Raw genomic sequence first — 22,107 nt, forward strand, 5'->3', positions numbered from 1 at the left:
ACTCCAAATGACAGTGCCCCCGAGGGTATCGAAAAAATCGCGCCTTTTGAGGGGTGTTTGCGCCGGAGTCAGTTTTGGCGTGCGCGGTGATAGGCCACCAGGTCTTTGGGGTAATAACGCATATCTTGGAAGGAGACGTCATCCATGCCGAAGGCTGCCACCACTCCGGCGGCCTCGATCATTTCAAGACAGTCTGTGTGGGGGTGGCGCCGCTGCGGGCGAAGTCTTTGCCCGCCAGTCGGATCTGCGTGCGAGGCTGTGGCGAGTTCGGGGCATCCCAGGAGCGGCGCACGGCCAGCTCCAGCAAGGCCGTGAGTTCGCCCAGGCTGTGCCCGATGGAATAGGCCAGGAAGCCCACCCCCCACCGCACCAGGAATGGCGCCAGCACCACCAAAGAAGGCGCCGACCACCGCACCGATCGCACCGCCCAGCGCCGTGCTGGCCGCCAGTGCGATCAAGGCCTGAATCAAGCCCGGGATCCCACGATGGCCACGCCGACCTTGAAGAATTCTCGCAGATTTGATAATCCGCAACGCCTGTGAGAAAACCTCATGGCCCTGCCTTGAATTCACGAAGAGCGTTTGAAATGATGGCTGCAGCCTCTACCAATGCTCCATCGGTAACGCCCCAGGAATCGAGTCCCCGCGATAGGCTTAGTTTTGGGAGGGGCTCATTGTTTTCAATTTTCCTTATCAGCTCGTTGGTGAGTTGAGTGAATGCTTGCTGAGCGGCGGATGTCCATCCGTTCTTCAGTTCACCTTGAGTCAGGGGGTGCTCCAGTTCGTGAGCGAAGGCGCGCAATGCTTCTAGTAGTTCAAGTTTGGTTTTCATGGATGTAAAACTCCCCCGCCGATTAAAAATCCAGTCCTATCCATGATCAATGTCTGGGTCGTGCCGGGTGGGACTCCATTGGCAATTGCCCCCTCCAGCACCGTAGAAGTTTTTGTGGCGAACACCTCTTGAACCAAGCTGGCATTATTTCCATATGGCTCAAGATATAAACCTCTCGCCGCTTGTTGAGGCGACCCAAAAATCTTGGTCGTGAGGAAACTGCCTTTGCTGTCAGGAATGTCGGTATACCTGAGGAATTTCTCCCCTACTTTTACTTCTCTTGCGGTAATTTGGCCCTCGAAAGACGCAACGTAGTCTTTTGCCCTTCCTGGGCTGAGGCCATGCTCAATGAGCATTTGCTCTGCTTCTGCAGAAGATACGACTCGTCGCAAAGGCGGCTTCGGGGCCTCCACCACGGCTTCCTTTGGCCGATTCGCCAGCTTGCTCGGCGACTGCGCCTCCGACACCACCTCCTTGGCCGCCGAGCCCCGCCCCCGGTGCGGCTTCAAGCGCGGATCGCTCATCAGCCGCTCGATGTTGGCTTCGATCCAGCCGGTGAACTGCGGCCCCAGCTTGCTCTGGCGCAACTCCGCCGTCAGCCGCGCCATCGATGCTTCACTGCGTGTGAGCGTGCTGGTGGCCGCGCCCTTGCTCAGCCAGGCGACGATGCCTTGCAATATCAAGCGCATCAGGATCGCGCCGCAGCGGGCCAGATCCTGTCCGGCCAGCCTGATCTGCTGGCGCGATTGCGGCGTGTTGGGCGCGTCCCATGCACGCCGAACGGCCTGCGTCAACAATGATGTCAGCTCGACCATGCCATGCCCAATGGCCTCGATCAGAAAGGCCAAGCCCAGCCAGGTGATGACGAGCACCCCCAGGTCAAAGCCCGCCTGGGCGCCAAAGGCCGCACCAGGAATGGCCCCGGCCCCGCCAAAGAACACGCCCACCGCCGCGCCAATGGCCCCGCCCAGTGCGGTGGAGGCGCTCAAGGCGATGAGCACCTGCATCAGCATGGGGATCAGGCCTTGCATGAAGGCGGCCACCTGGTAGCCCGTCTCCTTGTAAACCTCACCAGGCATCTCCATCACCCCGATCTCATAGGCCTCTTTCAACGCCTTGAGGTTGTCGGTGCAATCCAGTGGCCCCAGCCAGTTGGTCCAGCGGCTCATGGCGGATCAGGACGCCAGCGGGTCCGCGAAATCCTTGGGCGCGGCCGGGTCGGCCGGGGCTGCCGGTGCCACGGGTTGCGCGCCGCTGCCACCACCGCCAGAGTTGATGTTGACCAGGGGCGCGCCCACGATAGACACCCCGGCCGGGCCCAGCACGATGGAGCTGCCACCGGCCTTGAGCGTGAGCATCACGCCGGCCTCCAGGGTGACGTTCATGCCAGCCTTGATGTGCACATCGGTGCCGGCCTTGAAAGACACGCCGGTGCCTGCTTCACCCGCCAGGTCCTTGGCCGACTTGAGGCTGTACTGGCCGCCCGATTTGATCATCAGGTCGGTGGCTGTTTGCAAGTGCATGTCGCCGCCCACCTTGTGCTTGAAATCCTTGCCCACCTCCAGCTGGTGGTCGTTGCCGACCTTCTCGGTCAGGTCGTTCTTGATGGTCACGAACTCGTCGTGGCCCACCGAGTGGGACGAGTCGTTCTTGACGTTGCGCAGGAAGTCCTTCTCGGCCTGCAGCCAGACGTGCTCGGAGCCCATCTTGTCTTCGAAGCGCAACTCGTTCGAGGTTGAGGTGCTGCCGCCCTTGCTGGACTGGCTCTTGAGCGTGCTGACCGTGGCGTGGTCGGGCAGCTTGTAGGGCACCGTCTGTTCGGCGTTGTAGACGCGGCCGGTGATCAGCGGCTGGTCCGGGTCGCCTTCCAGGAAGTCAACCACGACCTCCTGCCCGATGCGGGGGATGTTGATCATTCCCCAGTTCTTGCCCGCCCAGGGCGATGACACGCGCACCCAGCAGGAGCTGTTCTCGTTCTTGCTGCCTTCGCGGTCCCAGTAGAACTGGATCTTCACGCGGCCGTACTCGTCGGTGTGGATCTCGTCGCCACTGGGGCCGACCACAATGGCGGTTTGCGGGCCCGCCACGCGCACGCGGATGGCGCGATCGGGCGAGCGGAACACCTCGCGGCTGTCCAGTGCGGTGAACTGGCAATTGAAGTAAGGCGCCGCGCCGCTTTGCCCTTCGTACTCGCCATAGCCCATCTGGATGCGGGTGGAGGTGACGATGTGCTCGCGGTTCTGATCCTCGCGCGGGAACTCTTTCAGCGTGAAGCGCGAGCCGGTGACCAAGCCGCGCACATTGCCTTCGCCATACACCTGGGCGTGCAGTGACTGAAAGCCTTCCAGCCGCAAGTTGGCATAGCGCTCGCCATCGGCCTTGACCAGGTGCCTGCCGGGGTAGTCGTAAACCTCGCCGCTGGCGTGCGAGTGCGAGCGCGCCAGCTCGGCGCTGGCCAGCAGGTTGGTCGAGGGTGTGGTGAAGTTGTAGTCGGTCAGCGAGACCTTGCCGGTGCGGATCTCGTGGTTGAACTGCCAGCGCGTGATCGCCTCCAGGTCGATGCCCCCGGACAGCGTCTCGCGGTAAACCATGTCGGCATGGCCGGCGTAGGGCGTGTGAGCGCTGTCCTTGTTGGCCAGCACCAGCGTGTGCTTGCTGTCCTTGTGCTCGAAGTAATAGTAGATGCCTTCTTCTTCCATCAGGCGGCTGATGAAGTTGAAATCGCTTTCGCGGTACTGCACGCAATAATCGCGCACCGGGTGGCTGCCGCTCAGCTTGTCCGAGAAGTCGGAGGAGTACTTCTCGAAGATCTGCTTGATGATGTCGGGCACCGACTTGTTCTGGAAAACGCGGCAGTCGTGGGTGCGCGTGAGCAGCCACAACCAGGGGCACACCACCAGTTGGTACTCGAACAAGCGGCCCACAAAGCCCACCTGGCCAAAGCGCGTGACGATGCCGCTGAACTCGCGCTGGCCGCCATCGGCCAGCTCCAGCTTGACGGTGATGGGCTTGCCCAGCAGGTCGTTGACCGCGATGCCTTTGTCGTCAGACAGCGCGCTGATGTTGAACTCGTAAAGCTGGCCCAGCGACTCGGTGGCCGACATGGATCGCATCAGCAGCACGTCGTTGCCCAGCGGCGTGCTGATCTCCATCAGGCGAGGGGGTACGGGCATGGTGGGGTCCTGAGGTTAGGGGTGTTGTGCGGTGAAGAGCCAGCCTGGCACGGGCACGCCGCCTTCGTTGCGAAGGTGGATGGCTTCGGCGCCAAGGTGCTCGAAGCCCGCCTGGCCAAGCACTTGCTCGACGTACTCGCGGCGGTGGCTGTAGCGGCCGTGGGGATTGAGGTGGTACTGCTCTGCAGCATCGCCGCCTTCCAGGCTCTCCACGGTGAAGATCAACCAGCCGCCGGGGGCCAGGGCGCGCCGAGCGGCTTGGCACACCGCTTCCAGTTTGCCAAAGTAGCACAGGGTGTCGGCCGACACAATCAGGTCATGGGCTTGGTGCTGTGACTGCAGGAATGCCGTCAGCTCGGCCTGGATCAACTCGTCGTACACCTGCCTGGGTTGGGCCTTGGCCAGCATCTGGCCCGACAGGTCGATGCCGACCAGGCGCTGCGCATAGGGCGCGATCAGCGGGCCACACAGGCCGGTGCCGCAACCGGCGTCCAGCACCCGCCATTGTTTGGCCGGGGTGCCGCCCAGGCGCTTGACCACGTCGGCGACATGTTGGGGCGCGCGGTAGGTGAGCATTTCCAGGTTGGCGTCGAAGCTGTCGGCGAACTCGTCGAAGGTGTTGGCCACATAGGCATCGTCGGCGCGCTCGGGCACGTCCTGCCCGGTGCAGGCGGCCAGGTAGTGCTTGGGCACGGGGTTGTCGGGCTCCTCGGCCAGCCATTCGCGGTAGACCTTGGCGGCTTCTTCGAAGCGCCTGAGCGTGTAGTACGCGATGCCCAGCATCTTGCGGGCGTGGTGCTGCTTGGGGTTGAGGATCAGGGCTTCGCAGAAGTGCTGCAAGGATTCTTGCGTGCGGCCCTGCAGCCGCAGCAGGTTGCCCAGGTTGTTGTGGGCCTCGGGGCGCGCGGGGTCCAGGGCCAGGGCCTTGGTGTAGGCCACCTCCGCTTCGTCAAAGCGCTCTTGCGCACGACGCAGGGCGCCCAGATTGTTCAGGATGGTGGCGTTGCTGGGCGACATCTCGGCCGCTTGTTCGTAAGCATCGGCGGCCTCGGCCAGGCGTTTTGATTCGAGCAGCACATTGCCCAGGTTGTTATACCAATCGGGCACCTTGGGGTCGAGCTCGATGGAGCGGCGGATGTGTTTGACGGCCTGATCGCTGCGGCCCATCTGGTGGTGCAGCACGCCCAGGAAGTGCACCGCGTTGGCTTGCCGTGGGGTGAGCCGCAAAATGCGTTCATACATTTGCTGGGCCGCCGCCATGTGGCCGTTTTGATGCAATTGCATTGCGATGGGCAAGGCGTCTTTCAAGCTGACGTGCTGAAGCGCTTTTCCAGGCAAACTTGAGTGTCTTTTGGCGGGCATGTCCCATTATGTCGGCAATTATTTGGGGGTGGGGTCATGACAGGACGATTGGATTTTGGATTACACGACGGGCCCTTTCGGATCGTGGTGCTGGGTGACTTCAGCGGGCATGGCCTGCGGGGGCTGGTCCAGGCCAAGCCACTGGCGCAGCGCGCGCCTCAGCGCGTGGACATCGACAACTTCGAGGCCGTGTTCAAGCGCCTGGCGCCGGCCTTGTCCTTGCCTTGGCCGGGCGCGGTGAATGACCGGCTTGAGCTGGCATTCAGCGCGTTGGACGATTTCCACCCCGATCAACTGGCGGGACGCTTGCCGACTGTGAGCCTGACCGCGCCGGTCGCTGTGGCCTCGGCACCCTCGGCCGCACCGGCTTCGGCCCCGCGCGAGAACGATGCCTCGACCCTGGAGCGCCTGCTGGGCCGCAAGCCCGAGCCTGCGGTCAGCACCGGCCTCGATGCCTTGATTCAGCGCATCGTGGCGCCGTCCCTGGTGCCCGAAGTGTCGGCGGGCCACGCCCAGTCCGTGGCGGCGCAACAAGCCGCCCAGGCCGATCTGTGGCGCGCGGTGTTGCACCACCCGGCCTTTCAAGCGCTTGAAGCCGCCTGGCTGGGCGTGCAGCAACTGGTGCGCAGCCTGGACCTGGACGGCGACTTGCAGTTGTACCTGCTGGACGTGGGCCAGGCCGAGTTGCAGGCCGATGTGGACGCCTCCCAGGGCGACGCCAGCAAGACCAGCCTGGCGCAAGCGCTTCAGCGTTTGGCCGAGGCCGACGAAGCGGGCGCGCCCGCCGTGGCGCTGGTCGTGGGCTTGCAAGCGTTCGGCCCTTCGGCCGCCGACCTGAGCCTGCTGGCCGCGCTGGGCGCCTTGGCCCGCCAAGTGGGTAGCACCTTCATGGCCGCGGCGCAACCGGCCGTGGTCGGCCTGGCCTCTTTGGCGGATGGCGCAGACCCTGCACAGTGGCCCGGCATGGCCCTGGACGAGCAAGCGCGCTGGGACGCTTTCCGACGCACCCCCGAAGCGGCCAGCGTGCACCTGGCCTGGCCGCGCATCCTGTTGCGCCTGCCCTATGGCCAGGCCACCGATCCCATCGCGGCCGGGCCTTTTGAAGAGATGGTGCCCGCTTTCGCGCACGAGCACGCCCTGTGGGGCAATGGCGCGCTGGCCTGCGCGCAACTCATTGGCCAATCCTTCATGGACCGAGGCTGGATCATGCGCGTGGGCGACCTGCGTGATGTGGAAGACCTGCCCGCCTACGTGCTGGAGCGCGATGGCGAAAAGCACTTGCTGCCGTGCGCCGAGGCCAACCTGAGCGAGACCGTGGGCGACCGCCTGCTGGCTTTGGGCCTCATGCCCTTGCTGAGCTACAAGCACCGCAACGCGGTGCGCGTCATGAGTTTCCAGGCCATGGGCTGATGCCCGATTCGGTGATGGTGGCCGAGCCGACGATGCCGTTGTCGAGTTCCGGCCGGTGGCGGCTCCAGTGGTCCTGGCGGCGCTGAACCACCACCACGCCCCGCAGCGCGGGGGCTTCATCCAGGCGCTCCAGCAGCGCCTTCTGCGATTCGCACAGGTAGCGATTGCAGACGTCCGAGCGCATCTCGCGCGGCAAGGCGCAACCACCGGCCGTGTGGTTGATGCAGGAGCCCACCAGGGTTTTGGGGGCCAGGCGGTCCAGGTAAGCCGACAGCACCTGCGCGGGCTGCCAATGCGGCTGTTGCGCCATGAAGCGGCGCACCGTGTCGGCCGAGAGGTAGGCGGTGTCCCCGCCCCTTGTGCAGCAGCCACCACGGCACAGGGCGCACACCTGGCCGGGCAGTGTTGATCGGGCATCAACGGCCACGGTGTCTGCAGGCGGCACTTCATCGCCGGGCAAGAAGGCCTGCGCGATGACCGCTGTCAAGTGATCAAGGTAATGTTGACGGCGGCGCTGTGCCAGTTTGCGCGGGCGCGCGGGCCCGCTGGGCAGTGCCAGCCGAATGAACTGATCCGGCCGATGCCCGGGCAACACGGCCTCGACCGCAGCCCAATGGCCAGCGTTCTCCGCGGACTCGGCCTCGGTCCACGCCTGCAGGCGCTCGTCCTCGGCACGGGCGCGGGCGCGTTGCTCACGCGTGTTCTTGGCCCGCCAATGCAGGTGCCTCTGAAACGCCGCCTCGCCCATCGTGGCGCGCTGGTCCAGCACCATGCGGCAGGGCACCGCGTGGCAGATGGGGTAAGGCCCCGTCGCGCCAGGTGATCGCGTGGTGAGCACGACGGTGCCGCACACCACGCATTCCAGGCGCATGGCGTGGCTCACACCAGTTTGGCGGCCTTGCGCTTGATCGATGCAAAGAAGCCCTTGCTCTGGTGCGTGGCCTTGTTCTGCGACAGCCCTTCCAGCTGGATGCGCGAGGACGCGATGTTCTTGCGCGCGATCTTGAGCATCGGGTCCATCTGCGTCTTCTTGATCTTCTCGACCTTGTCCATCCAGCCGGGCAGGCCAATGTCGGCCACGAAGAAGTTGGCCACCGACGAGGTGTCGGCGCAGGTCAGCAGGTAGCAGCCCAGGATGGGGCAATCTTCGAACACCGTGAGGTCCAGCGTTTCAGGCGTGGCCAGGCGGCGGTTGCCCGCGCGCATGTCCTTGATGGACAGGCCCAGCGAGAACAACTCCAGGCCCAGGCTGGCCAGGGCATTGGCCAGACCGATGGCGGCCGTGGTGCCGGTGCCCATGTCGGCGAACAGCCCGGCGATCTTGGCGCCGGTGGCCGTGGCCTGCTGGGCCAACTGGATCGAGTGCCTGGCCAGGTCGCGCTGGATGAGGATCTGCACCGCCTCGGCCGCGGCCACCGGGTCGCCCCGCAGGAAGCCCTTCTTGTAGTTGCGGCACTGGTACAGGTTGTAGCCGTCTTCGACCACGGCCTTGCCCGCTTTGGCGAGCTTGCCCCCGCTGACGAGCACGCCGACCACGGGCACGATCTCGGCAATGATGTCGGCCAGCACGGCCGAGGTGATGGCCTCGATCACGTCCTCGATGCCGTCCAGGTCGGCGCACTGCACGATGAATTCCTTCACCGCTTTTTCAACACCCGGGATGGCCGAGACGCTGCTGGCCGTGGTCTTGGCCGGGCCTGTGAGCTTGTTGGTCGAGGAGCGCGCTTTCTTGGCCGAAGTCAGCAGCTTCTTGGCCACGGCCACCTTGTCGGTGGAGCCGAACTTGAGCTTGGTGCCTTTGAAGGTTTGCGACAGGAGATCGCGGCGGGCATTGGCGATCGCGCCCATGCCGATGTAGTCAGCGCGGGTCAGGGTGGTGGTGGCCATGGAGTGTTACTGCCTTGAAGAGGTGGGGTCAGGGTTGAACGGTGACGGCGCGGTCGGCCAGCTTGACCAGGTAGGTCTTCTTGTTCTCGCTTTTGACCAGCAGGCTTTGGCGGTCGGTGCTCAGGCTCATCTCGGTGATGAAGCGGTCTTGCACGTCTTTCTCTTCCTGGGCGTCGTAGGCGGTTTCGTAAAGCATCAGCGTCCAAAGCTCTTTGCCGCTGGCCACGTCGATGGCCGCGATGACGCCACCGTTCTGTGCAAAGCCGCGTGAGCGGGCGCCGCGCACGACTTCATAGCGGGTGTTGCCCGCCACCACGGGGGCAACATTGGGGACTCGGCGTTTGGGGCTTTCCATGGTCTTCTCCTGGGGGGCGGCTGCTTGTGTGGTGGGGCATGAACAGGCCGACAGGCTCAGCAGCAAGAGCATGCTTGAGAGCGCGGTCGGCCTCGCGGTCATGTCAGCACCTTGGTGATCGTGCCTGGGGTCAAGGCCCCCACCATGTCGGCGGCAAAGTAGGCCCAGCTGTCGGCATTCTTGAGGGCCTGTTCGGCCGTGAAGCTGTCACCCGGCTTGAGGCCGTCATCGTCATAGCGGATGTCGTCGGTCTTGAGCAGCTTGTGCGACAACTCGTGCACCACGGTCAGCGCGCACAGCCACAGCTTGGGAATGCTGCCCAGCGCATTGCGCTTGCCCGTGGTCAGGAACACCTGGAAGATGTAGATGACGGGCATGGCGTCGGCCTCATTGACCGAGGCGTACACGTTGTCCCATTCGCCGCTGGCCCGCAGGTGCGGCCGATCCGAGAAAATCACGCGCGAAGAATTGCAGCTGGCGTGGATCTTCTTGAAGCCATCGGCCAGGGTTTTGGCCGTGGCCGCGATCTCATCGGCCGACGCGCCATCGGCATGGAACCAGCGCTTGATCTTCTCCAGCGTCTTGGCGTTGGGCGCGCCCAATTTGATCTGGACGTCGGCCGACCACTTGCGGGCCAGTTGCAACGAGTCCGACATCATCTTGCGGTTGCCCTTGCCAAACACCTCGGTGTCGGACTGCAACTCGGCCTTCAGGTCGGCTTCGCTCTTGCCCGCCAACTGGTCGTAAGGCCAGGTGACGAAGGCTTTGGGCGGATCGACCACCCAGATGCTTTGGCCGCCTTTTTTCTCGACCATGTGGAAGTGCTGCATGGTCTTGATGAGGGCCGCGCGGTCCTGGTAGCCGACGGTGCCCGCCTTGCTGGCCTTGGCGATCTCTTCGGCCATGGCGGTTTTGGCCACGGCCTTGCCCTTGCTGGCTTTCTTGAGCTGGTCGCGCAAGTCATCCAGCACCTTGGCCTTGCCGGCGTTGGGGCCGTCGGCTTCCAGCAAGGTCTTGAGGTTGGCCTCGATGGTTTTCCAGCTGTCGTCCAGGGTGGGCGCTTTCAGCAGATCAACCGACTTGTTGTAGACCTCGGTGAAGACGTTCATGGGGCCTCCTGGTGTCAGGGGTTGGCGATGACGTAGGTGTCCAGTGCCTGGGCGAGCGCCGTCAACAGCTTGTTGAACTTTGGGTAGTCGGTGCCGCAAACGCTGGCCAAGCGCTTCATGTTCTCTTTGCTGGTGGGGTAGCCCGAGCCCGTGTCCAGGAACTTGATGACATTGCTGCCTCCCGCGTCCGAGCTGGACTTCTTGTAGCGAAGCACATTGACCTTGCGGCCATCCTTGCCGCCATTCAGGTGGGCGTGCCACTGTTGGCCTTCCGCGCCAACGATGGTGAAGCACCAGTTGGTGCCCCCGTAACCATCCGCACCCGCCTCGCTGATCATGCCCGCGCACTTCACGGAGGCCATCGCATCGGTGACGTCGGCGTCACCCCAGTTGTACACGTATCCAGCCATGGTCACTCTCCTGTTTTCGTCGGGTTGAAGTTCAATTGAAATCGTAAGAAAACTCGCCGTTGCTCACGCCAACGTTCACGCCCTTGATCTCCTGGCCTTCCATCATCCGCGTGAGGAACTCGCGCGAGACATCGGGCAGCATGGTGTTGGTCAGGATCGCGTCGATCATGCGGCCGCCCGATTCGCCTTCGGTGCAGCGCGACACGACCAGCTTGACCACGTCCTCGCTGTAGTTGAAGGGGATCTTGTAGCGGGCTTCCACGCGCTTTTTGATGCGGTTCAGCTGCAGCTTGACGATCTGGCCCAGCATCACATCCGACAGTGGGTAGTAGGGGATCGCGACCAGTCGGCCCAGCAGCGCGGGCGGGAAGATCTTGAGCAGCGGCTCGCGCAGGGCCTTGGCCATGCCTTCGGGATCGGGCATCAGGTCGGGGTCTTTGCACAGGCCCGCGATCAGGTCGGTGCCAGCATTGGTCGTCAACAAAATCAAGGTGTTCTTGAAGTCGATGAAGCGGCCTTCGCCGTCTTCCATGAAGCCCTTGTCAAACACCTGGAAGAACATCTCGTGCACATCGGGGTGGGCCTTCTCGACCTCATCGAGCAGCACCACGCTGTAGGGCTTGCGGCGCACGGCTTCGGTCAGCACGCCGCCTTCGCCATAGCCCACGTAGCCGGGAGGCGCGCCCTTCAGCGTGCTCACGGTGTGGGCCTCTTGGTACTCACTCATGTTGATGGTGATGAGGTTCTGCTCACCGCCATACAAAGCTTCCGCCAAGGCCAGTGCGGTCTCGGTTTTGCCAACGCCCGAGGTGCCCGCCAGCATGAACACGCCAATGGGCTTGCTGGGGTTGTCCAGGCCAGCTCGGGAGGTTTGAATGCGCTTGGCAATCATGTCCATCGCGTGGTCTTGACCGATCACGCGTTGGGCCAGCAAGGACGACACCTTCAAGATGGTTTCGACTTCGTTGCGTGCCATGCGACCCACGGGGATGCCGGTCCAGTCGCCCACCACAGCGGCCACGGCCTGGTAATCCACCGTGGGCAGGATCAGCGGCGTCTCGCCTTGCAGGGCGGTCAGCTTGTCTTGCACGATGTTGAGTTGGGCCAGCAGCGCAACGCGTTCGGCTTCCAGGGCTTCGTCGTTGGGTGCCACGGCATCGGGGGCGACGGCTTCGGCGGCGGCCTCCAGCGTGCTGCCCGTGCCTTCAACGGGGCGGATGCCGGCGCGCAGCTTGGCGCGAAGGGCCAGCAATTCGTCAACCAGGGTGCGCTCGGCGTTCCAGCGCTCATCCAATGCGGCCAGGCGCACGCGCTCACTCGCCAGCAGTTCGGTGGCATCGGTCTCGCGTTTGCCGATGTCGATGCCAATGGCTTTTTCGCGAGCGATGATGCCCAGTTCGGTTTCCAGCGCTTCAATGCGCTTGCGGCAATCGTCCACCTCGGCGGGGGTGGCGTGCAGGCTGACGGCCACGCGGGCACAGGCCGTGTCCAACAGGCTGACGGACTTGTCGGGCAACTGGCGTGCGGGGATGTAGCGGTGCGACAGCTTCACTGCGGCTTCCAGTGCCTCGTCCAGAATCTGCACCTTGTGGTGTTTTTCCATCGTGCTGGCCACGCCACGCATCATCAAGATGGCCTTGGCTTCATCCGGCTCGTCGACCTGTATGGTCTGAAAGCGACGGGTCAGGGCCGGGTCTTTCTCGATGTGTTTTTTGTACTCGGCGAAGGTGGTGGCCCCGATGGTGCGCAGCGTACCGCGCGCCAGGGCAGGCTTCAGCAGATTGGCAGCGTCGCCCGTGCCAGCGGCACCGCCCGCGCCGACCAGCGTGTGAGTCTCGTCCACGAACAAGATGATGGGTTTGGGGCTGGCTTGCACTTCGTCGATCACGGCGCGCAGGCGTTGCTCGAACTCGCCCTTCATGCTGGCACCGGCTTGCAGCAGGCCCACGTCCAGCGAGCGCAGCTCCACGTCTTTCAGCGAAGGTGGCACGTCGCCGCGCGCGATGCGCTGCGCGAAGCCTTCGACCACGGCAGTCTTGCCGACACCGGCCTCGCCCACCAGGATGGGGTTGTTCTGACGGCGGCGCATCAGGATGTCGACCACCTGACGGATCTCGTCGTCGCGGCCCACGATGGGGTCCATCTTGCCGCTGCGCGCTTGTTCGGTCAGGTCCACCGTGAACTTCTTCAGGGCCTCTTGCTTGCCCATCTGCGCGGGCGCCAAAGCGCCACTGGCCTCACCAGGCGCACCGCCCACGCCGGAGCCATCGCTGGCGCTCAGCCCGTCTTCGGGCGAACCTTCGATGATCTTGGCCAGGTTCTCGCTCAGGTCATCGGGCTTGACCTTCTCGAACTGGCGCGAGATGGCGAACAGGGCGTTGCGCAGGAAGCTGGTCTTGAGCATGCCCAGCAGCAAATAGCCGGTGCGCACGGCGCTGTCGCCGAACATCAGCGAGCCATACACCCAGCCGCGTTCAACGGCCTGGCTGATGTTGTCCGACAGGTCGGAGATGGACGTGGCACCGCGCGGCAGGCGGTCAAGTGCCGTGGTGATGTCCTTGGCCAGCACCGAGGTGTCCAGGCCGTAGTGCTTGATGATGCGGTGCCAGTCGCTGTCGGGGTTCTGCACGATCTGCGCGACCCAGTGCTCCAGCTCGACATAAGGATTGCCCCGCAACTTGCAGAACACGGTGGCGCCCTCGACGGCCTTGTAGCCGGTGCTGTTGAGTTTGCCGAACAGGGTGACGCGGTTGATTTCTCCCATGGGGGATCCTTTCAGTCTGATCGTTTGTGTTTAAGCGGCGTTGGCGCGGGGGCCTTTGGCAGGCCTTCGCCAGGATTCGGGGTGCAGGGTGAGCGAGTCGGCGTGGCCAGCCTGGCGGCGCTTGCCGACCCAGCTGGTCCAGCCCAGGCGGCCATTCAGGCCGGGGCGCGTGGCGGGCACGTCGGTGCTGCGCAAGTGCAGGCGCACGTCCCAGTCCAGCTCCATGCTGAAGTACTGGCGCACCAGCGCGGTCACGCCGGCCATGGCGGGGCCATCGGGCAAGAAGGCTTCGTACTGGGCCAGGCTGAGCGGGCCGATGTGGATGCGGAACTTGTGCTGCCGGTCCCAGACCTTGCCGCCCAGCACGGCACCCGAACCGAGCTGCGAGCTGATGCCGCCGCCGCGCTCCATTCGCGTGCGTTCGCTGACTGGCAGCGTCATCCAGTGGCCAACGAAGGTCTCAATGCGCACGCGTTGGCGCAGGTAGCCGCTGAGCAGCGATTCCAGCCCTTCGGCATTGCGCACCTGGCGCGACAGTTGGCCCGCGAAGTACAGCTTGATGTGATCCGGGGCGGCATCGCGCTGGCGCCAGGTGGGGCCACCGATGCCCACCAGCGAGCCCACGTAGTCGGCGAAGCGGTCTTGGTTGGGCCGGTCCAGGCTGACGGTGGGTTGGGCCTGCGCCCAGGCGCGGTAGAACAGCAGCAACAGCCGGTGGTGGAACAGGTCAGCGAAGCGCGAGAAAGTGTGGTCGCCCTTGTGCAGGATGCGTTCGCGCGCGTGCTCGGTCAGGTGCAGCGGCAAGGGGCCGTTGGGGCCAAACAGGCCAAAGAAGCGCACCTCCAGGCGGGGCGCCGCACCATTCACACCGTACTTGAACGACGACAAGGTGCTGGGCGCAAAGCCCAGGTCGGCCGTCTGGCCCAGGCGCAAGGGCTCATCGGCCGGCTTGCGGGCCGTGCCCAGGCGCGGCTTGCCGGGGTGCGCCGCTTCGATCCAGCGCAAGGCCTGGAAGAAGTCGTAGCGGTACGGTTCGGCGGCCAGGGCCGCGAACGGGTCGCTGGGGCGCACGTCGTCTGTCATCAGATGATCGCCCGGGTGCCGACGCGCGGCACCCAGCGTTTGATGTCACCGCGCGACTGTGAGCGCAGCGTGGTTTCGGTGAAGGCATTGATCGACACGTGCCGCGCGAAGAAGTTCTCCAGCACGGAGCCGAAGAGGAAGGCGCTCAGGCCCTGGAAGGCCATTTCATCAACCTCCAGGTTGATGGCCAGGCCGCGCCCAAAGGTGATGGGCCCCGGCATGGGTAGGCGCCGCACGATGGGCTGCGTGCTGACCGAGCGCAGGCCTTCGATCTGCTTGAGCATGCCGCCATCGCCGTTGTCGGCGTACAAGGTCAGCAGCTCGCGCAAGGCGGCGGCGCCTTGATGCGCGTCGGTGTCCAGCAGCGACAGGTAGTTGAGCGACAACTGGTTGACGAACTTCCAGGCGATGCCGCCATCGCGCAAGGCCGACAAAGGCTTGGACGGCCCCTTGATGACGCGGATGGCCTTGACGGGTGCGGAGTCGTCCAGCGTGAGGTCGCTCTGACCCAGGCCCACCGGCATCAGCAAGGGCAGGTCGCGGTTGGTGCACAGGGCGCTCAGGCCGAGTTGGCGAAGGTCGCCGGGGTAGGGCGCCTCGCGCGGGTCGACCAGCGAGATGTACATCTCGGTGCCCACGTAGGACGAGCGCGCGCCGTTGCGCTTTTGCGTGGTGGACAGCAGGCGCGGTTCGCGCTGGATGGCGTAGTAGGCGTTGTGCTGGCGGTCTTCGGTGTGGAAGGCCGCGTAAAACGGCAAAAAGCGCCGCTCGCTGTCGATGCCCACACCATAGCCGTTCACCTCCAGCAGGTCGTAGATTTCGAAGTCCATCGGCCGGGTGCGATCCACCAGCACGTGGTAGTCGTTCTGCGTGGGCGTGACGTGGATGCGGTCGCAGCGGCGCTCGAACAGGTTGATGGCCGGGGTGCAGTTCAGGGCCAGGTTGCTGGCATCGACCACGCTCTCCAGCGAGGCATCGGCGCGGTCGAACAGCAGCACGATCTCGGCCTCGGTGCCGCCTTGTGCGCGCAGCGCGTCGCCCACGCCCTTCAGGTCGAAGAACAAAAAGCGCTGCGGAAAAGCGAAGTATTCCTGCAGCAAGCGGTAGCCTGAAAAGCCGCGCAGGCTCAAGGGCAGCAGCGCGTGCTCGTCGTCAAAGCCCACGGGCTGCACGGTGGTGGGGGGCATGAAGGTGTGCTGCGTGCTGCCTTTGCCGCCGGGCATGACCAGCGCGCCGATGGTGCTGCCCAGCACGCGCTCGTGCAGCTTGTAGGCGATGTCGTCGCTGCCGCTGAAGTGCAGGCGCAGGTCGTTCAAGGCCAGCTGGCTGAAGTTGACGCCCGCCGTGGTGCGCAGCTTCAGGCGCAGGCCGCCTTTGACCTTGCGGCCCACCGACAGGGTGGACAAGGGCAGGTCGGCCGCGTAGCTGAAGTACTCGACCCCGGTGATCTCCAGCGGCCACAGGGTCACATCGTGCGCGGTGCGGAACTGGCAGGCGGTTTCGTCCTTGGCGACCTGGCTGCCGCGCATGGGGCTGCCACGCGGCACGGTCACGCCGCGCGCCAGGTTGCTGTCGCCCAGGTCGGGCTGCAGTTGCGCGATCAGCATGGCCGGTGTGGGCGCCAGGAAGTGCGGGTGCACGATCTCCAGCAAGCGCTGGGTGAAGCGCGGGAACTCGGCATCCAGCTTGAGCTGCACGCGCGCGGTCAGGAAGGCAAAGCCCTCCAGCAGGCGCTCCACATACGGGTCGTTGACCTCGATGCCATCGATGCCCAGGCGCCCGGCGATCTTCGGAAACTGCTGGGCGAACTCGGCCCCCATCTCGCGCAGATGCTGCAATTCCTGGTTGTAGTAGCGCAGCAGTCGCGGGTCCATGGGGCTCTTCTTACCTCGTCAGTTCTTTGATTTCAACCTGGCCAGATTCCAGGTCCACCTCGGTGCGCAGCATCAGCTCGAAAGGCACGGGCTGCGCCCACAGGTTGCAGGTGATGCGAAAGCTGATGACGTTGTGGTGGTCCATCGTCATCTCGTCCATCAGGGCGCTGACCTGCAGGGTGGAGGCCATGATGCGTGGCTCGAAATCCAGCAGGGCCTGGCGAACTTGGGTTTCCAGGTCGATCACGTCCAGGGTGGACGCCGTCTCGCCCGACAAGGTCGGCAGGCCGAAGTTGAGCACCGAGCGCTGCACATGCGGGTGCGCGGGCCAGTTGAAGTCGCCCGACATCTGCGTGCAGTTGAACAGCCAGGCCAGGTCGCGCAGCACGGCCTCGCGCATGCGGTTGCGGGACATGACCCGCATCTCGCGCGACTCGGCCTGAACGTCCGGGTTGTCGTCCATCAGGCGGTCCAGCAGCGCGGGCTGCAAGCGTTCTTGTGGCGTCTGCTCGGCCATGGCGGCGTGCTTACTCGGCCGCGTCGGCCGTGTCCGTGGCGTCGGACGGCGTCGCGTTGAAGGTGACGCTGCGCAAGTCCATCAAGGGGAAATCACCCTCGTTGGTGGTGAACAGGCGCTGGCCCAGGCCGGTGTAAAAGCCGGGGGTCGATTCGACCCAGTCGGTCTTGCGCGACAGGGCGATGAGCCCCTCGGTGCTGGCCTCGGAGCCGGCATAGCGCGTGGGGATCAGGCCCACCGATTCGCCACCGTTCTCGAACACGAAGTGCGCGGGCATCCACACGGCGTCGCGCAGGTCTTCGGGCGGGTCGATGGTGAGTGCGCTCAGGCGCGCGAAAGGCACCCAGTAGTACTTGCCATTGATGACGGCTTCGATGACCGGGCCCAAGCGCATGTCGGCGTCGGCGATCCACTCGAAGGCCTGGGCAGCATCACCCTCGCCCACGGTGCCGCTCACGGCCGGGGCTTGCTCAAACGCCTGGTCGCGCAGCGAATTGGCATCGGCGTGCTCGCCCTTGCCTTCGCGCAGCAGGGCTTCGATCAGCAGCGCCAGCCAGGGTTCAGGCTGGCCAAAGATCATCGGCACCTTCAGGCCCTTGAAGACCTCGGCGCGCAGCAACTCGCACTTGATGCCTTCACGGTAGGTTTGCGCCATGGCCAGGGTGGAGGCGTCCAGCTCGGTGGCCACATTCAACTGGTTGAGCGCACGCTCCCACTGGCCCAGCACGCACAGCAACTGGAACAGGAAGACGCGCAGCTTGGCATCGCCCGGCTTGCTGCGGATCAGGTCTTGCAGTTGCTTGAGCGCCTGTTGCGGGTCGCCCGCGCGCAGGCTGTCTTCGGGGGTGGAGGTGGCAGAAGGTGCGTTCATGTCGGAGTCGCTCAGGTGGGGCCCACGTCGGTCGAGAAATTGGAGCCGCCTTTGCGCGAACCCGTGCCGTCCTGTGGGTAGTAATCGATCGAGATTTTTTGAAAACTCAGGCTGAGCTTCTCCACCATCTGGTGGGCGGCGCCTTCCACGGTGGCCACGTCGTACGACGTGATGCGCGCGTTCTCGATCGTCACGATGAAGTATTCAACAGGCTTGCTGCCGGACTTTCGAACGGTGAGCACGCCTTTCTTGATCAATTCGTTGTTGCGCATGACGGACATCAGGGCCGTCGAGGCACTGTCCACGCGCTTGGTGATGTTCAAGGCATCGAGTGCGGTCCTGCCAGCGGCGCCACCGCCGCCCATGGCCGAGGGCGAGCGCATGCCCCATGACCAGTCCAGGATGTCGATCTCGCCAGCGTGGGCGGTGTCGTTGGCTTCGCCCTTGACCGCGCCGGAGCGGCTGCCATCGACTTTGAAAAACATGTCACCCAGGGACATAAGGAACCTCTGCCAATGGCGTGCGATGGATTCAAACCATTGAAGGGCAAGGGGCTGACCCCTTGCCCTTCAAAAAAACGGCGAGCTGATCGAGGATCAGGCGTCGACGTTTTCGGCGATGTTGTAGACGGCAAGAACTTCGCCGCCTTCCTTGGCGCCGGTCTTGTCTTGCGGCTGGTAGGCCACCTTGAACTTGGCGAAGTTCAGCGTGACGTTTTCAGTCAGGCGGTCTTCACCACCGCTGCCACCGGTGCTCACCGAGGTGACCAGCACTTCGGTCAGGGTGATCTTGAGGTACTCAAGGGGCTTGTCGCCAGCCTTGCGCACAGTCAGGGTCACTTCAGGGTAGTGGGTTCCCTTGCAGCAAGCCAGGATCAGGTTGGTCGACGATTTGTCGATGTACTTGGTGAACGACAGGTCTTGCACGTTGACCTTGCCCGAACCAGCGCCGCCGCCCGTGTGGGCCGAGCCTGAGTTGCTCATGCCCCAGCTCCAGGCCAGAACGTCGATGAGGCCCGCGTGGGTCTTGTCGCGCGATTCGCCCTTGACGTCGCCGATCTTGATGAACATGTCTACAGCCATGGTGTGCTCCTAAATTGAAAGTGGTGTTGAATGGATGAACGTCTGGAAAATGGCCTCAGGCCCGATCAGCCCGCTTTGGCGGAGGGCAGCTTCGAGACCAGGCGCAGGGAAACCGTCAGCCCTTCGAGCTGATAGTGAGGGCGCAGGAAGAACTTGGACGAGTAGTAGCCGGGGTTGCCCTCGACTTCCTCGACGACCACTTCCGCGGCGGCCAGAGGCTTGCTGGCCTTGGTCGACTCGGACGAGTGCGCAGGATCCCCGTCCACGTACTGCAGGATCCAGTCTTGCAACCAGCGCTGCATGTCGTCGCGTTCCTTGAACGAACCGACCTTGTCGCGCACGATGCACTTCAGGTAGTGAGCGAAGCGGCAGGTGGCGAACAGGTAGGGCAGGCGGGCCGCCAGGTTGGCGTTGGCCGAGGCGTCCGGGTCGTCGTACTCGGCGGGCTTTTGCAGCGATTGCGCACCGATGAAGGCGGCGAAGTCACTGTTCTTCTTGTGCACCAAAGGCATGAAGCCGGCCTTGGCCAGTTCCGCTTCGCGGCGGTCGGCGATGGCGATTTCGGTGGGGCACTTCATGTCCACGCCGCCGTCGTCGGTCGGGAAGGTGTGCGAAGGCAGGTTCTGCACCGCACCACCCGATTCAATGCCACGGATGCGCGAACACCAGCCGAACTCCTTGAAGGAGCGGTTGATGTTGGTGGCCATCGCGTAAGCGGCATTGGCCCAGGTGTACTTGTTGTGGTCGGCCGCGCCGGTGTCTTCCTCGAAGTCGAACTCTTCGACCGGGTTGGTGCGCGAGCCATAAGGCAGGCGCGACAGGAAGCGGGGCATGGCCAGGCCGATGTACTTGGCATCGTCCGACTCGCGCAGCGAGCGCCAGGCGGCGTACTCGGGCGTCGAGAAGATCTTGGTCAGGTCACGCGGGTTGGCCAGCTCTTGCCACGATTCCATCTGCATGGTCGTGGGCGAGGCGCCCGAGATGAAGGGCATGTGCGAGGCCGCGCACACCTTGGCCATCTCGCTCAGCAGCTCCACATCGGGGGGGCTGTGGTCGAAGTGGTAGTCGCCGACCATGCAGCCGAAGGGCTCGCCGCCGAACTGGCCGTACTCTTCTTCGTACACGCGCTTGAAGATGGGGCTTTGGTCCCAGGCCGTGCCCTTGAAGCGCTTGAGCGTCTTGCCCAGGTCCGCCTTCGAGATGTTCATCACCCGGATCTTGAGCTGCTCGTCGGTCTCGGTGTTGCTGACCATGTAGTGCAGGCCGCGCCAGGCGCCTTCCAGCTTCTGGAAGTCTTCGTGGTGCATGATCAGGTTGATCTGGTCGGACAGCTTCTTGTCGATCGCGGCGATCATGGCCTCAATGGACTTGATGACGTCGTTGCCGATCAGCTTGGTCTGCGACAGCGCTTGCTGGGCCAGGGTCTGGATGGCCATCTCGACGGCGCTCTTGGCCTCGTCGGTCTTGGGCTTGAATTCCTTTTGCAGCAGCGACGCGAGGTCACTGCCTTCCAGCGTGGCGCTGGCCAGGGCGGTGTTGAGTTGGGTTTCTGCCATGAGGTTCTCCAGTTACTCCGCGGGCTTTTCAGCGCTGCCCAAAGTGGCCAGCAGGGCGGGATCGGCCAAGACCTTGGCGATCAGTTCTTCAGCGCCGGTCTTGCCGTCCATGTAGGTGACCAGGTTGGCCAGCTGTTGGCGGGCGTCCAGCAGCTTGCTCAGCGCATCGACCTTCTTGGCCACGGCGGCAGGCGAGAAGTCGTCCATGTTGTCAAACGTCAGGTCAACGCTGATGTTGCCTTCGCCGGTCAGGCCGTTGGGCACCTGGAACGCCACGCGGGGTTTCATGGACTTCATGCGCGAGTCGAAGTTGTCGACGTCGATTTCCAGGAACTTGCGGTCGGCCACGGGGGCCAGCGGATCCGCGGGCTTGCCCGACAGGTCGGCCAGCACACCCATCACGAAGGGCAGTTGCACCTTCTTCTGGGCGCCGTAAAGCTCCACGTCGTATTCGATCTGGACGCGCGGTGCGCGGTTGCGCGCAATGAATTTCTGGCTACTCATGGTCACCTCCGGTCAATCTGGGTGGGGAAGGGTTGATATCGTCCGAAGCGCGTCATTCGACGTCTTCGGATTGGATGCTTTCAGGATCGACGCCCATGATGCGGGCCACCTCGTTGAGGGCGTCGGGGGCCAATTCCCGCATCAGCTGCAGGAAGTTCTTGTTGATCAGGCGGCGGGCACGGCGCAGCAACAACTGGGCCGGGTTGGTGGGTTCGGTGCGCTCCAGGTAGTCGCAGACCATGTCGATGGCCTTGAGGGCGTCGGCGCGGGACTCCACCACCCCGGTCAGGCCTTTGCCCGCAGCGCGGGGTGCCGGGCTGCCATTGCTGGACGAAGAAGCGTCGGCGCCAGCTTCGGCCTCGGCACCGGCGTCGGCGTCGGCGTCATTGCCCGCACCAGCGGTGGGCATGACCTGCTTCACCAGGCTGATCAGATTGTGCAAGGCGCGCACATCGGGCGCGCGCTCAATGCCCACGTGGTCGTTCAGCAGGCTGCTCAGGGCCTTGAGGTTGGCCAGGGCGGCGGTGACCTGGCCGGGCAGCTCGGCGTTTTGGGCGGTGGCGGCGACCAGCATCTGCTCGACCTGGTGGCGGGTCATGGGCGTTTCGCCATCGCGTGGCGGGTACTTGCCCATCATCACTTCGATGTCGCGCACACGCAGTTCGCCGATGGAGCGGTTCTGGATGACCAGCGCGCTGCGCACGTCGCCCACCATGCCTTCGACCTCGCCCAGCAAGGCCAGCACGTTCAGGCGCGCATACGCGTCGCCATCGTCGGGGTCGGGTCGGGGGTGCAGGGTGTCCCAGAAACGGTCGAGCAGGCCGAGTTGCAGGCGCAGCGCGTCGGGCACCGCTGAGAAACCGTGGATCTGGATGTGGGCTCGGGCCCAGAGCATGGCCACGCGCAGGTCACGGGTGCGCTCGAAGAGCGATTGGCTGATGTCGTGCACGGCGCGCCAGTCGGGCGGCTCGGCGGGGGCGAACTGGGTTTCGGGCTTGCCTTGGGCGGCCTGGGCCAGTTCAAGGAAGCTGTTGTCGTATTCCAGGTCCTCGCCGCACGGGCTGGCCAGATCGGGCAGCGGCTCGAACCAATCATCCACGATGGTTCGTTCGCCGGTGCTGGATGGGTGGAACTCTCCCGATTCACTCATCTCGTCAACCTATTGAATTCACTGCTGAGGAGCATGAGTGTCTACGAATTGAAGGCCCTGCTGTGACAACTTTGCAAAAGCTGTGGCGATTTGTCGCTTTGCCGCGTTGTCCGCGATTGAACGTTGATTCTGGTGGGATGTTTTGGGCCGCGTCAATATGCAAGCTAGG

General features: G+C 64.2%; 22 protein-coding genes and 1 pseudogene. 1 reads left to right on the top strand and 22 read right to left on the bottom strand.

Features of this window, described 5'->3' with window-relative positions; all coding sequences use genetic code 11:
* Window positions 1-68: 68 nt before the first annotated feature.
* The 7 genes and pseudogenes from PSV38_RS18320 to PSV38_RS18345 all read right to left on the bottom strand — a co-directional run bounded on the left by PSV38_RS18320 (window position 69) and on the right by PSV38_RS18345 (window position 5,288).
* Window positions 69-182, bottom strand: coding sequence for a PoNe immunity protein domain-containing protein (locus PSV38_RS18320; protein ID WP_300550014.1), 114 nt, complete (start codon window positions 180-182; stop codon window positions 69-71).
* Window positions 179-424: a hypothetical protein gene (locus tag PSV38_RS18325; RefSeq protein ID WP_300550015.1), complete on the bottom strand. Its 246-nt coding sequence runs from the start codon at window positions 422-424 to the stop codon at window positions 179-181. Before PSV38_RS18325 ends, PSV38_RS18320 begins: the two co-directional genes overlap by 4 nt.
* Window positions 405-572 (bottom strand): annotated as a pseudogene (locus PSV38_RS20470) (hypothetical protein); the annotation flags it as partial. The gene PSV38_RS18325 and the pseudogene PSV38_RS20470, both read right to left, overlap by 20 nt.
* The gene (locus PSV38_RS18330) at window positions 550-831 is read right to left on the bottom strand and encodes a hypothetical protein (protein WP_300550017.1); all 282 of its coding nucleotides are present in this window, start codon (window positions 829-831) and stop codon (window positions 550-552) included. The pseudogene PSV38_RS20470 and the gene PSV38_RS18330, both read right to left, overlap by 23 nt.
* Window positions 828-2,000, bottom strand: a complete 1,173-nt coding sequence (locus tag PSV38_RS18335) for a DUF6861 domain-containing protein (protein ID WP_300550019.1) — start codon at window positions 1,998-2,000, stop codon at window positions 828-830. The genes PSV38_RS18330 and PSV38_RS18335 overlap by 4 nt, the downstream gene beginning before the upstream one ends.
* A gap of 6 nt (window positions 2,001-2,006) precedes the next feature.
* Window positions 2,007-4,004 (bottom strand): type VI secretion system tip protein VgrG, encoded by a 1,998-nt coding sequence (locus PSV38_RS18340; protein ID WP_300550020.1) that lies wholly within the window; start codon window positions 4,002-4,004, stop codon window positions 2,007-2,009.
* Window positions 4,005-4,019: 15 nt separating this feature from the next.
* Window positions 4,020-5,288 carry a tetratricopeptide repeat protein gene (locus PSV38_RS18345; RefSeq protein ID WP_300550022.1) on the bottom strand — a complete coding sequence of 423 codons (1,269 nt, stop codon included), beginning with the start codon at window positions 5,286-5,288 and terminating at the stop codon, window positions 4,020-4,022.
* A gap of 114 nt (window positions 5,289-5,402) precedes the next feature.
* Between PSV38_RS18345 and PSV38_RS18350 the strand changes: the two genes are divergently transcribed.
* Window positions 5,403-6,776 carry a type VI secretion system contractile sheath large subunit gene (locus PSV38_RS18350; protein WP_300550024.1) on the top strand — a complete coding sequence of 458 codons (1,374 nt, stop codon included), beginning with the start codon at window positions 5,403-5,405 and terminating at the stop codon, window positions 6,774-6,776.
* Here the strand turns inward: PSV38_RS18350 and PSV38_RS18355 are convergent.
* The 15 genes from PSV38_RS18355 to tssA form a co-directional block, all read right to left on the bottom strand.
* A complete protein-coding gene (locus PSV38_RS18355) occupies window positions 6,751-7,647 on the bottom strand; it encodes a hypothetical protein (protein ID WP_300550026.1) in 897 nt (298 codons plus the stop codon). The two genes, PSV38_RS18350 and PSV38_RS18355, sit on opposite strands and share 26 nt — an antisense overlap.
* Window positions 7,648-7,655: 8 nt before the next feature.
* Complete coding sequence (locus tag PSV38_RS18360) at window positions 7,656-8,663, bottom strand: hypothetical protein (RefSeq protein WP_300550028.1); 1,008 nt, start codon at window positions 8,661-8,663, stop codon at window positions 7,656-7,658.
* Between the two features lie 28 nt (window positions 8,664-8,691).
* Window positions 8,692-9,120 (bottom strand): hypothetical protein, encoded by a 429-nt coding sequence (locus PSV38_RS18365; protein WP_300550029.1) that lies wholly within the window; start codon window positions 9,118-9,120, stop codon window positions 8,692-8,694.
* Window positions 9,117-10,127: a M35 family metallo-endopeptidase gene (locus PSV38_RS18370; RefSeq protein WP_300550031.1), complete on the bottom strand. Its 1,011-nt coding sequence runs from the start codon at window positions 10,125-10,127 to the stop codon at window positions 9,117-9,119. The genes PSV38_RS18365 and PSV38_RS18370 overlap by 4 nt, the downstream gene beginning before the upstream one ends.
* A 14-nt stretch (window positions 10,128-10,141) precedes the next feature.
* A complete protein-coding gene (locus PSV38_RS18375) occupies window positions 10,142-10,537 on the bottom strand; it encodes a hypothetical protein (RefSeq protein ID WP_300550033.1) in 396 nt (131 codons plus the stop codon).
* Between the two features lie 31 nt (window positions 10,538-10,568).
* Window positions 10,569-13,301, bottom strand: coding sequence for a type VI secretion system ATPase TssH (gene tssH / locus PSV38_RS18380; protein ID WP_300550035.1), 2,733 nt, complete (start codon window positions 13,299-13,301; stop codon window positions 10,569-10,571).
* A gap of 30 nt (window positions 13,302-13,331) precedes the next feature.
* The gene (gene tssG, locus PSV38_RS18385) at window positions 13,332-14,384 is read right to left on the bottom strand and encodes a type VI secretion system baseplate subunit TssG (protein ID WP_300550037.1); all 1,053 of its coding nucleotides are present in this window, start codon (window positions 14,382-14,384) and stop codon (window positions 13,332-13,334) included.
* Window positions 14,384-16,258: a type VI secretion system baseplate subunit TssF gene (gene tssF, locus PSV38_RS18390; RefSeq protein ID WP_300550039.1), complete on the bottom strand. Its 1,875-nt coding sequence runs from the start codon at window positions 16,256-16,258 to the stop codon at window positions 14,384-14,386. The genes tssG and tssF overlap by 1 nt, the downstream gene beginning before the upstream one ends.
* A gap of 10 nt (window positions 16,259-16,268) precedes the next feature.
* Window positions 16,269-16,775 (bottom strand): type VI secretion system baseplate subunit TssE, encoded by a 507-nt coding sequence (gene tssE / locus PSV38_RS18395; protein ID WP_300550041.1) that lies wholly within the window; start codon window positions 16,773-16,775, stop codon window positions 16,269-16,271.
* A gap of 10 nt (window positions 16,776-16,785) precedes the next feature.
* On the bottom strand, window positions 16,786-17,646 hold the full coding sequence (locus tag PSV38_RS18400) for a type VI secretion system accessory protein TagJ (protein WP_300550044.1): 861 nt from the start codon (window positions 17,644-17,646) through the stop codon (window positions 16,786-16,788).
* Between the two features lie 11 nt (window positions 17,647-17,657).
* On the bottom strand, window positions 17,658-18,146 hold the full coding sequence (locus tag PSV38_RS18405) for a type VI secretion system tube protein Hcp (protein WP_300550047.1): 489 nt from the start codon (window positions 18,144-18,146) through the stop codon (window positions 17,658-17,660).
* A gap of 96 nt (window positions 18,147-18,242) precedes the next feature.
* A complete protein-coding gene (locus tag PSV38_RS18410; protein ID WP_300550049.1) occupies window positions 18,243-18,728 on the bottom strand; it encodes a type VI secretion system tube protein Hcp in 486 nt (161 codons plus the stop codon).
* Between the two features lie 65 nt (window positions 18,729-18,793).
* Complete coding sequence (tssC, locus tag PSV38_RS18415; protein ID WP_300550052.1) at window positions 18,794-20,284, bottom strand: type VI secretion system contractile sheath large subunit; 1,491 nt, start codon at window positions 20,282-20,284, stop codon at window positions 18,794-18,796.
* 12 nt (window positions 20,285-20,296) lie between these two features.
* Entirely contained in the window at window positions 20,297-20,788 is a 492-nt protein-coding gene (gene tssB / locus PSV38_RS18420) for a type VI secretion system contractile sheath small subunit (RefSeq protein WP_300550054.1), read from the bottom strand.
* Between the two features lie 52 nt (window positions 20,789-20,840).
* Window positions 20,841-21,938, bottom strand: coding sequence for a type VI secretion system protein TssA (gene tssA / locus PSV38_RS18425; protein ID WP_300550055.1), 1,098 nt, complete (start codon window positions 21,936-21,938; stop codon window positions 20,841-20,843).
* Between the last annotated feature and the right edge of the window lie 169 nt (window positions 21,939-22,107).

Source organism: Aquabacterium sp. (assembly GCF_029946005.1).
Classification (GTDB): Bacteria; Pseudomonadota; Gammaproteobacteria; order Burkholderiales; family Burkholderiaceae_C; genus Aquabacterium.

Coding starts and splice junctions, on each gene's coding strand:
- PSV38_RS18375 (WP_300550033.1), bottom strand. CDS start 10,537: ATGGCTGGATACGTGTACAACTGGGGTGACGCCGACGTCACCGATGCG.
- tssE (WP_300550041.1), bottom strand. CDS start 16,775: ATGGCCGAGCAGACGCCACAAGAACGCTTGCAGCCCGCGCTGCTGGAC.
- PSV38_RS18400 (WP_300550044.1), bottom strand. CDS start 17,646: ATGAACGCACCTTCTGCCACCTCCACCCCCGAAGACAGCCTGCGCGCG.
- PSV38_RS18330 (WP_300550017.1), bottom strand. CDS start 831: ATGAAAACCAAACTTGAACTACTAGAAGCATTGCGCGCCTTCGCTCAC.
- PSV38_RS18360 (WP_300550028.1), bottom strand. CDS start 8,663: ATGGCCACCACCACCCTGACCCGCGCTGACTACATCGGCATGGGCGCG.
- tssH (WP_300550035.1), bottom strand. CDS start 13,301: ATGGGAGAAATCAACCGCGTCACCCTGTTCGGCAAACTCAACAGCACC.
- PSV38_RS18405 (WP_300550047.1), bottom strand. CDS start 18,146: ATGTCCCTGGGTGACATGTTTTTCAAAGTCGATGGCAGCCGCTCCGGC.
- tssG (WP_300550037.1), bottom strand. CDS start 14,384: ATGACAGACGACGTGCGCCCCAGCGACCCGTTCGCGGCCCTGGCCGCC.
- PSV38_RS18365 (WP_300550029.1), bottom strand. CDS start 9,120: ATGACCGCGAGGCCGACCGCGCTCTCAAGCATGCTCTTGCTGCTGAGC.
- PSV38_RS18350 (WP_300550024.1), top strand. CDS start 5,403: ATGACAGGACGATTGGATTTTGGATTACACGACGGGCCCTTTCGGATC.
- PSV38_RS18355 (WP_300550026.1), bottom strand. CDS start 7,647: ATGCGCCTGGAATGCGTGGTGTGCGGCACCGTCGTGCTCACCACGCGA.
- tssB (WP_300550054.1), bottom strand. CDS start 20,788: ATGAGTAGCCAGAAATTCATTGCGCGCAACCGCGCACCGCGCGTCCAG.
- PSV38_RS18320 (WP_300550014.1), bottom strand. CDS start 182: ATGATCGAGGCCGCCGGAGTGGTGGCAGCCTTCGGCATGGATGACGTC.
- tssC (WP_300550052.1), bottom strand. CDS start 20,284: ATGGCAGAAACCCAACTCAACACCGCCCTGGCCAGCGCCACGCTGGAA.
- PSV38_RS18370 (WP_300550031.1), bottom strand. CDS start 10,127: ATGAACGTCTTCACCGAGGTCTACAACAAGTCGGTTGATCTGCTGAAA.
- PSV38_RS18335 (WP_300550019.1), bottom strand. CDS start 2,000: ATGAGCCGCTGGACCAACTGGCTGGGGCCACTGGATTGCACCGACAAC.
- PSV38_RS18410 (WP_300550049.1), bottom strand. CDS start 18,728: ATGGCTGTAGACATGTTCATCAAGATCGGCGACGTCAAGGGCGAATCG.
- PSV38_RS18345 (WP_300550022.1), bottom strand. CDS start 5,288: ATGCAATTGCATCAAAACGGCCACATGGCGGCGGCCCAGCAAATGTAT.
- tssA (WP_300550055.1), bottom strand. CDS start 21,938: ATGAGTGAATCGGGAGAGTTCCACCCATCCAGCACCGGCGAACGAACC.
- PSV38_RS18340 (WP_300550020.1), bottom strand. CDS start 4,004: ATGCCCGTACCCCCTCGCCTGATGGAGATCAGCACGCCGCTGGGCAAC.
- tssF (WP_300550039.1), bottom strand. CDS start 16,258: ATGGACCCGCGACTGCTGCGCTACTACAACCAGGAATTGCAGCATCTG.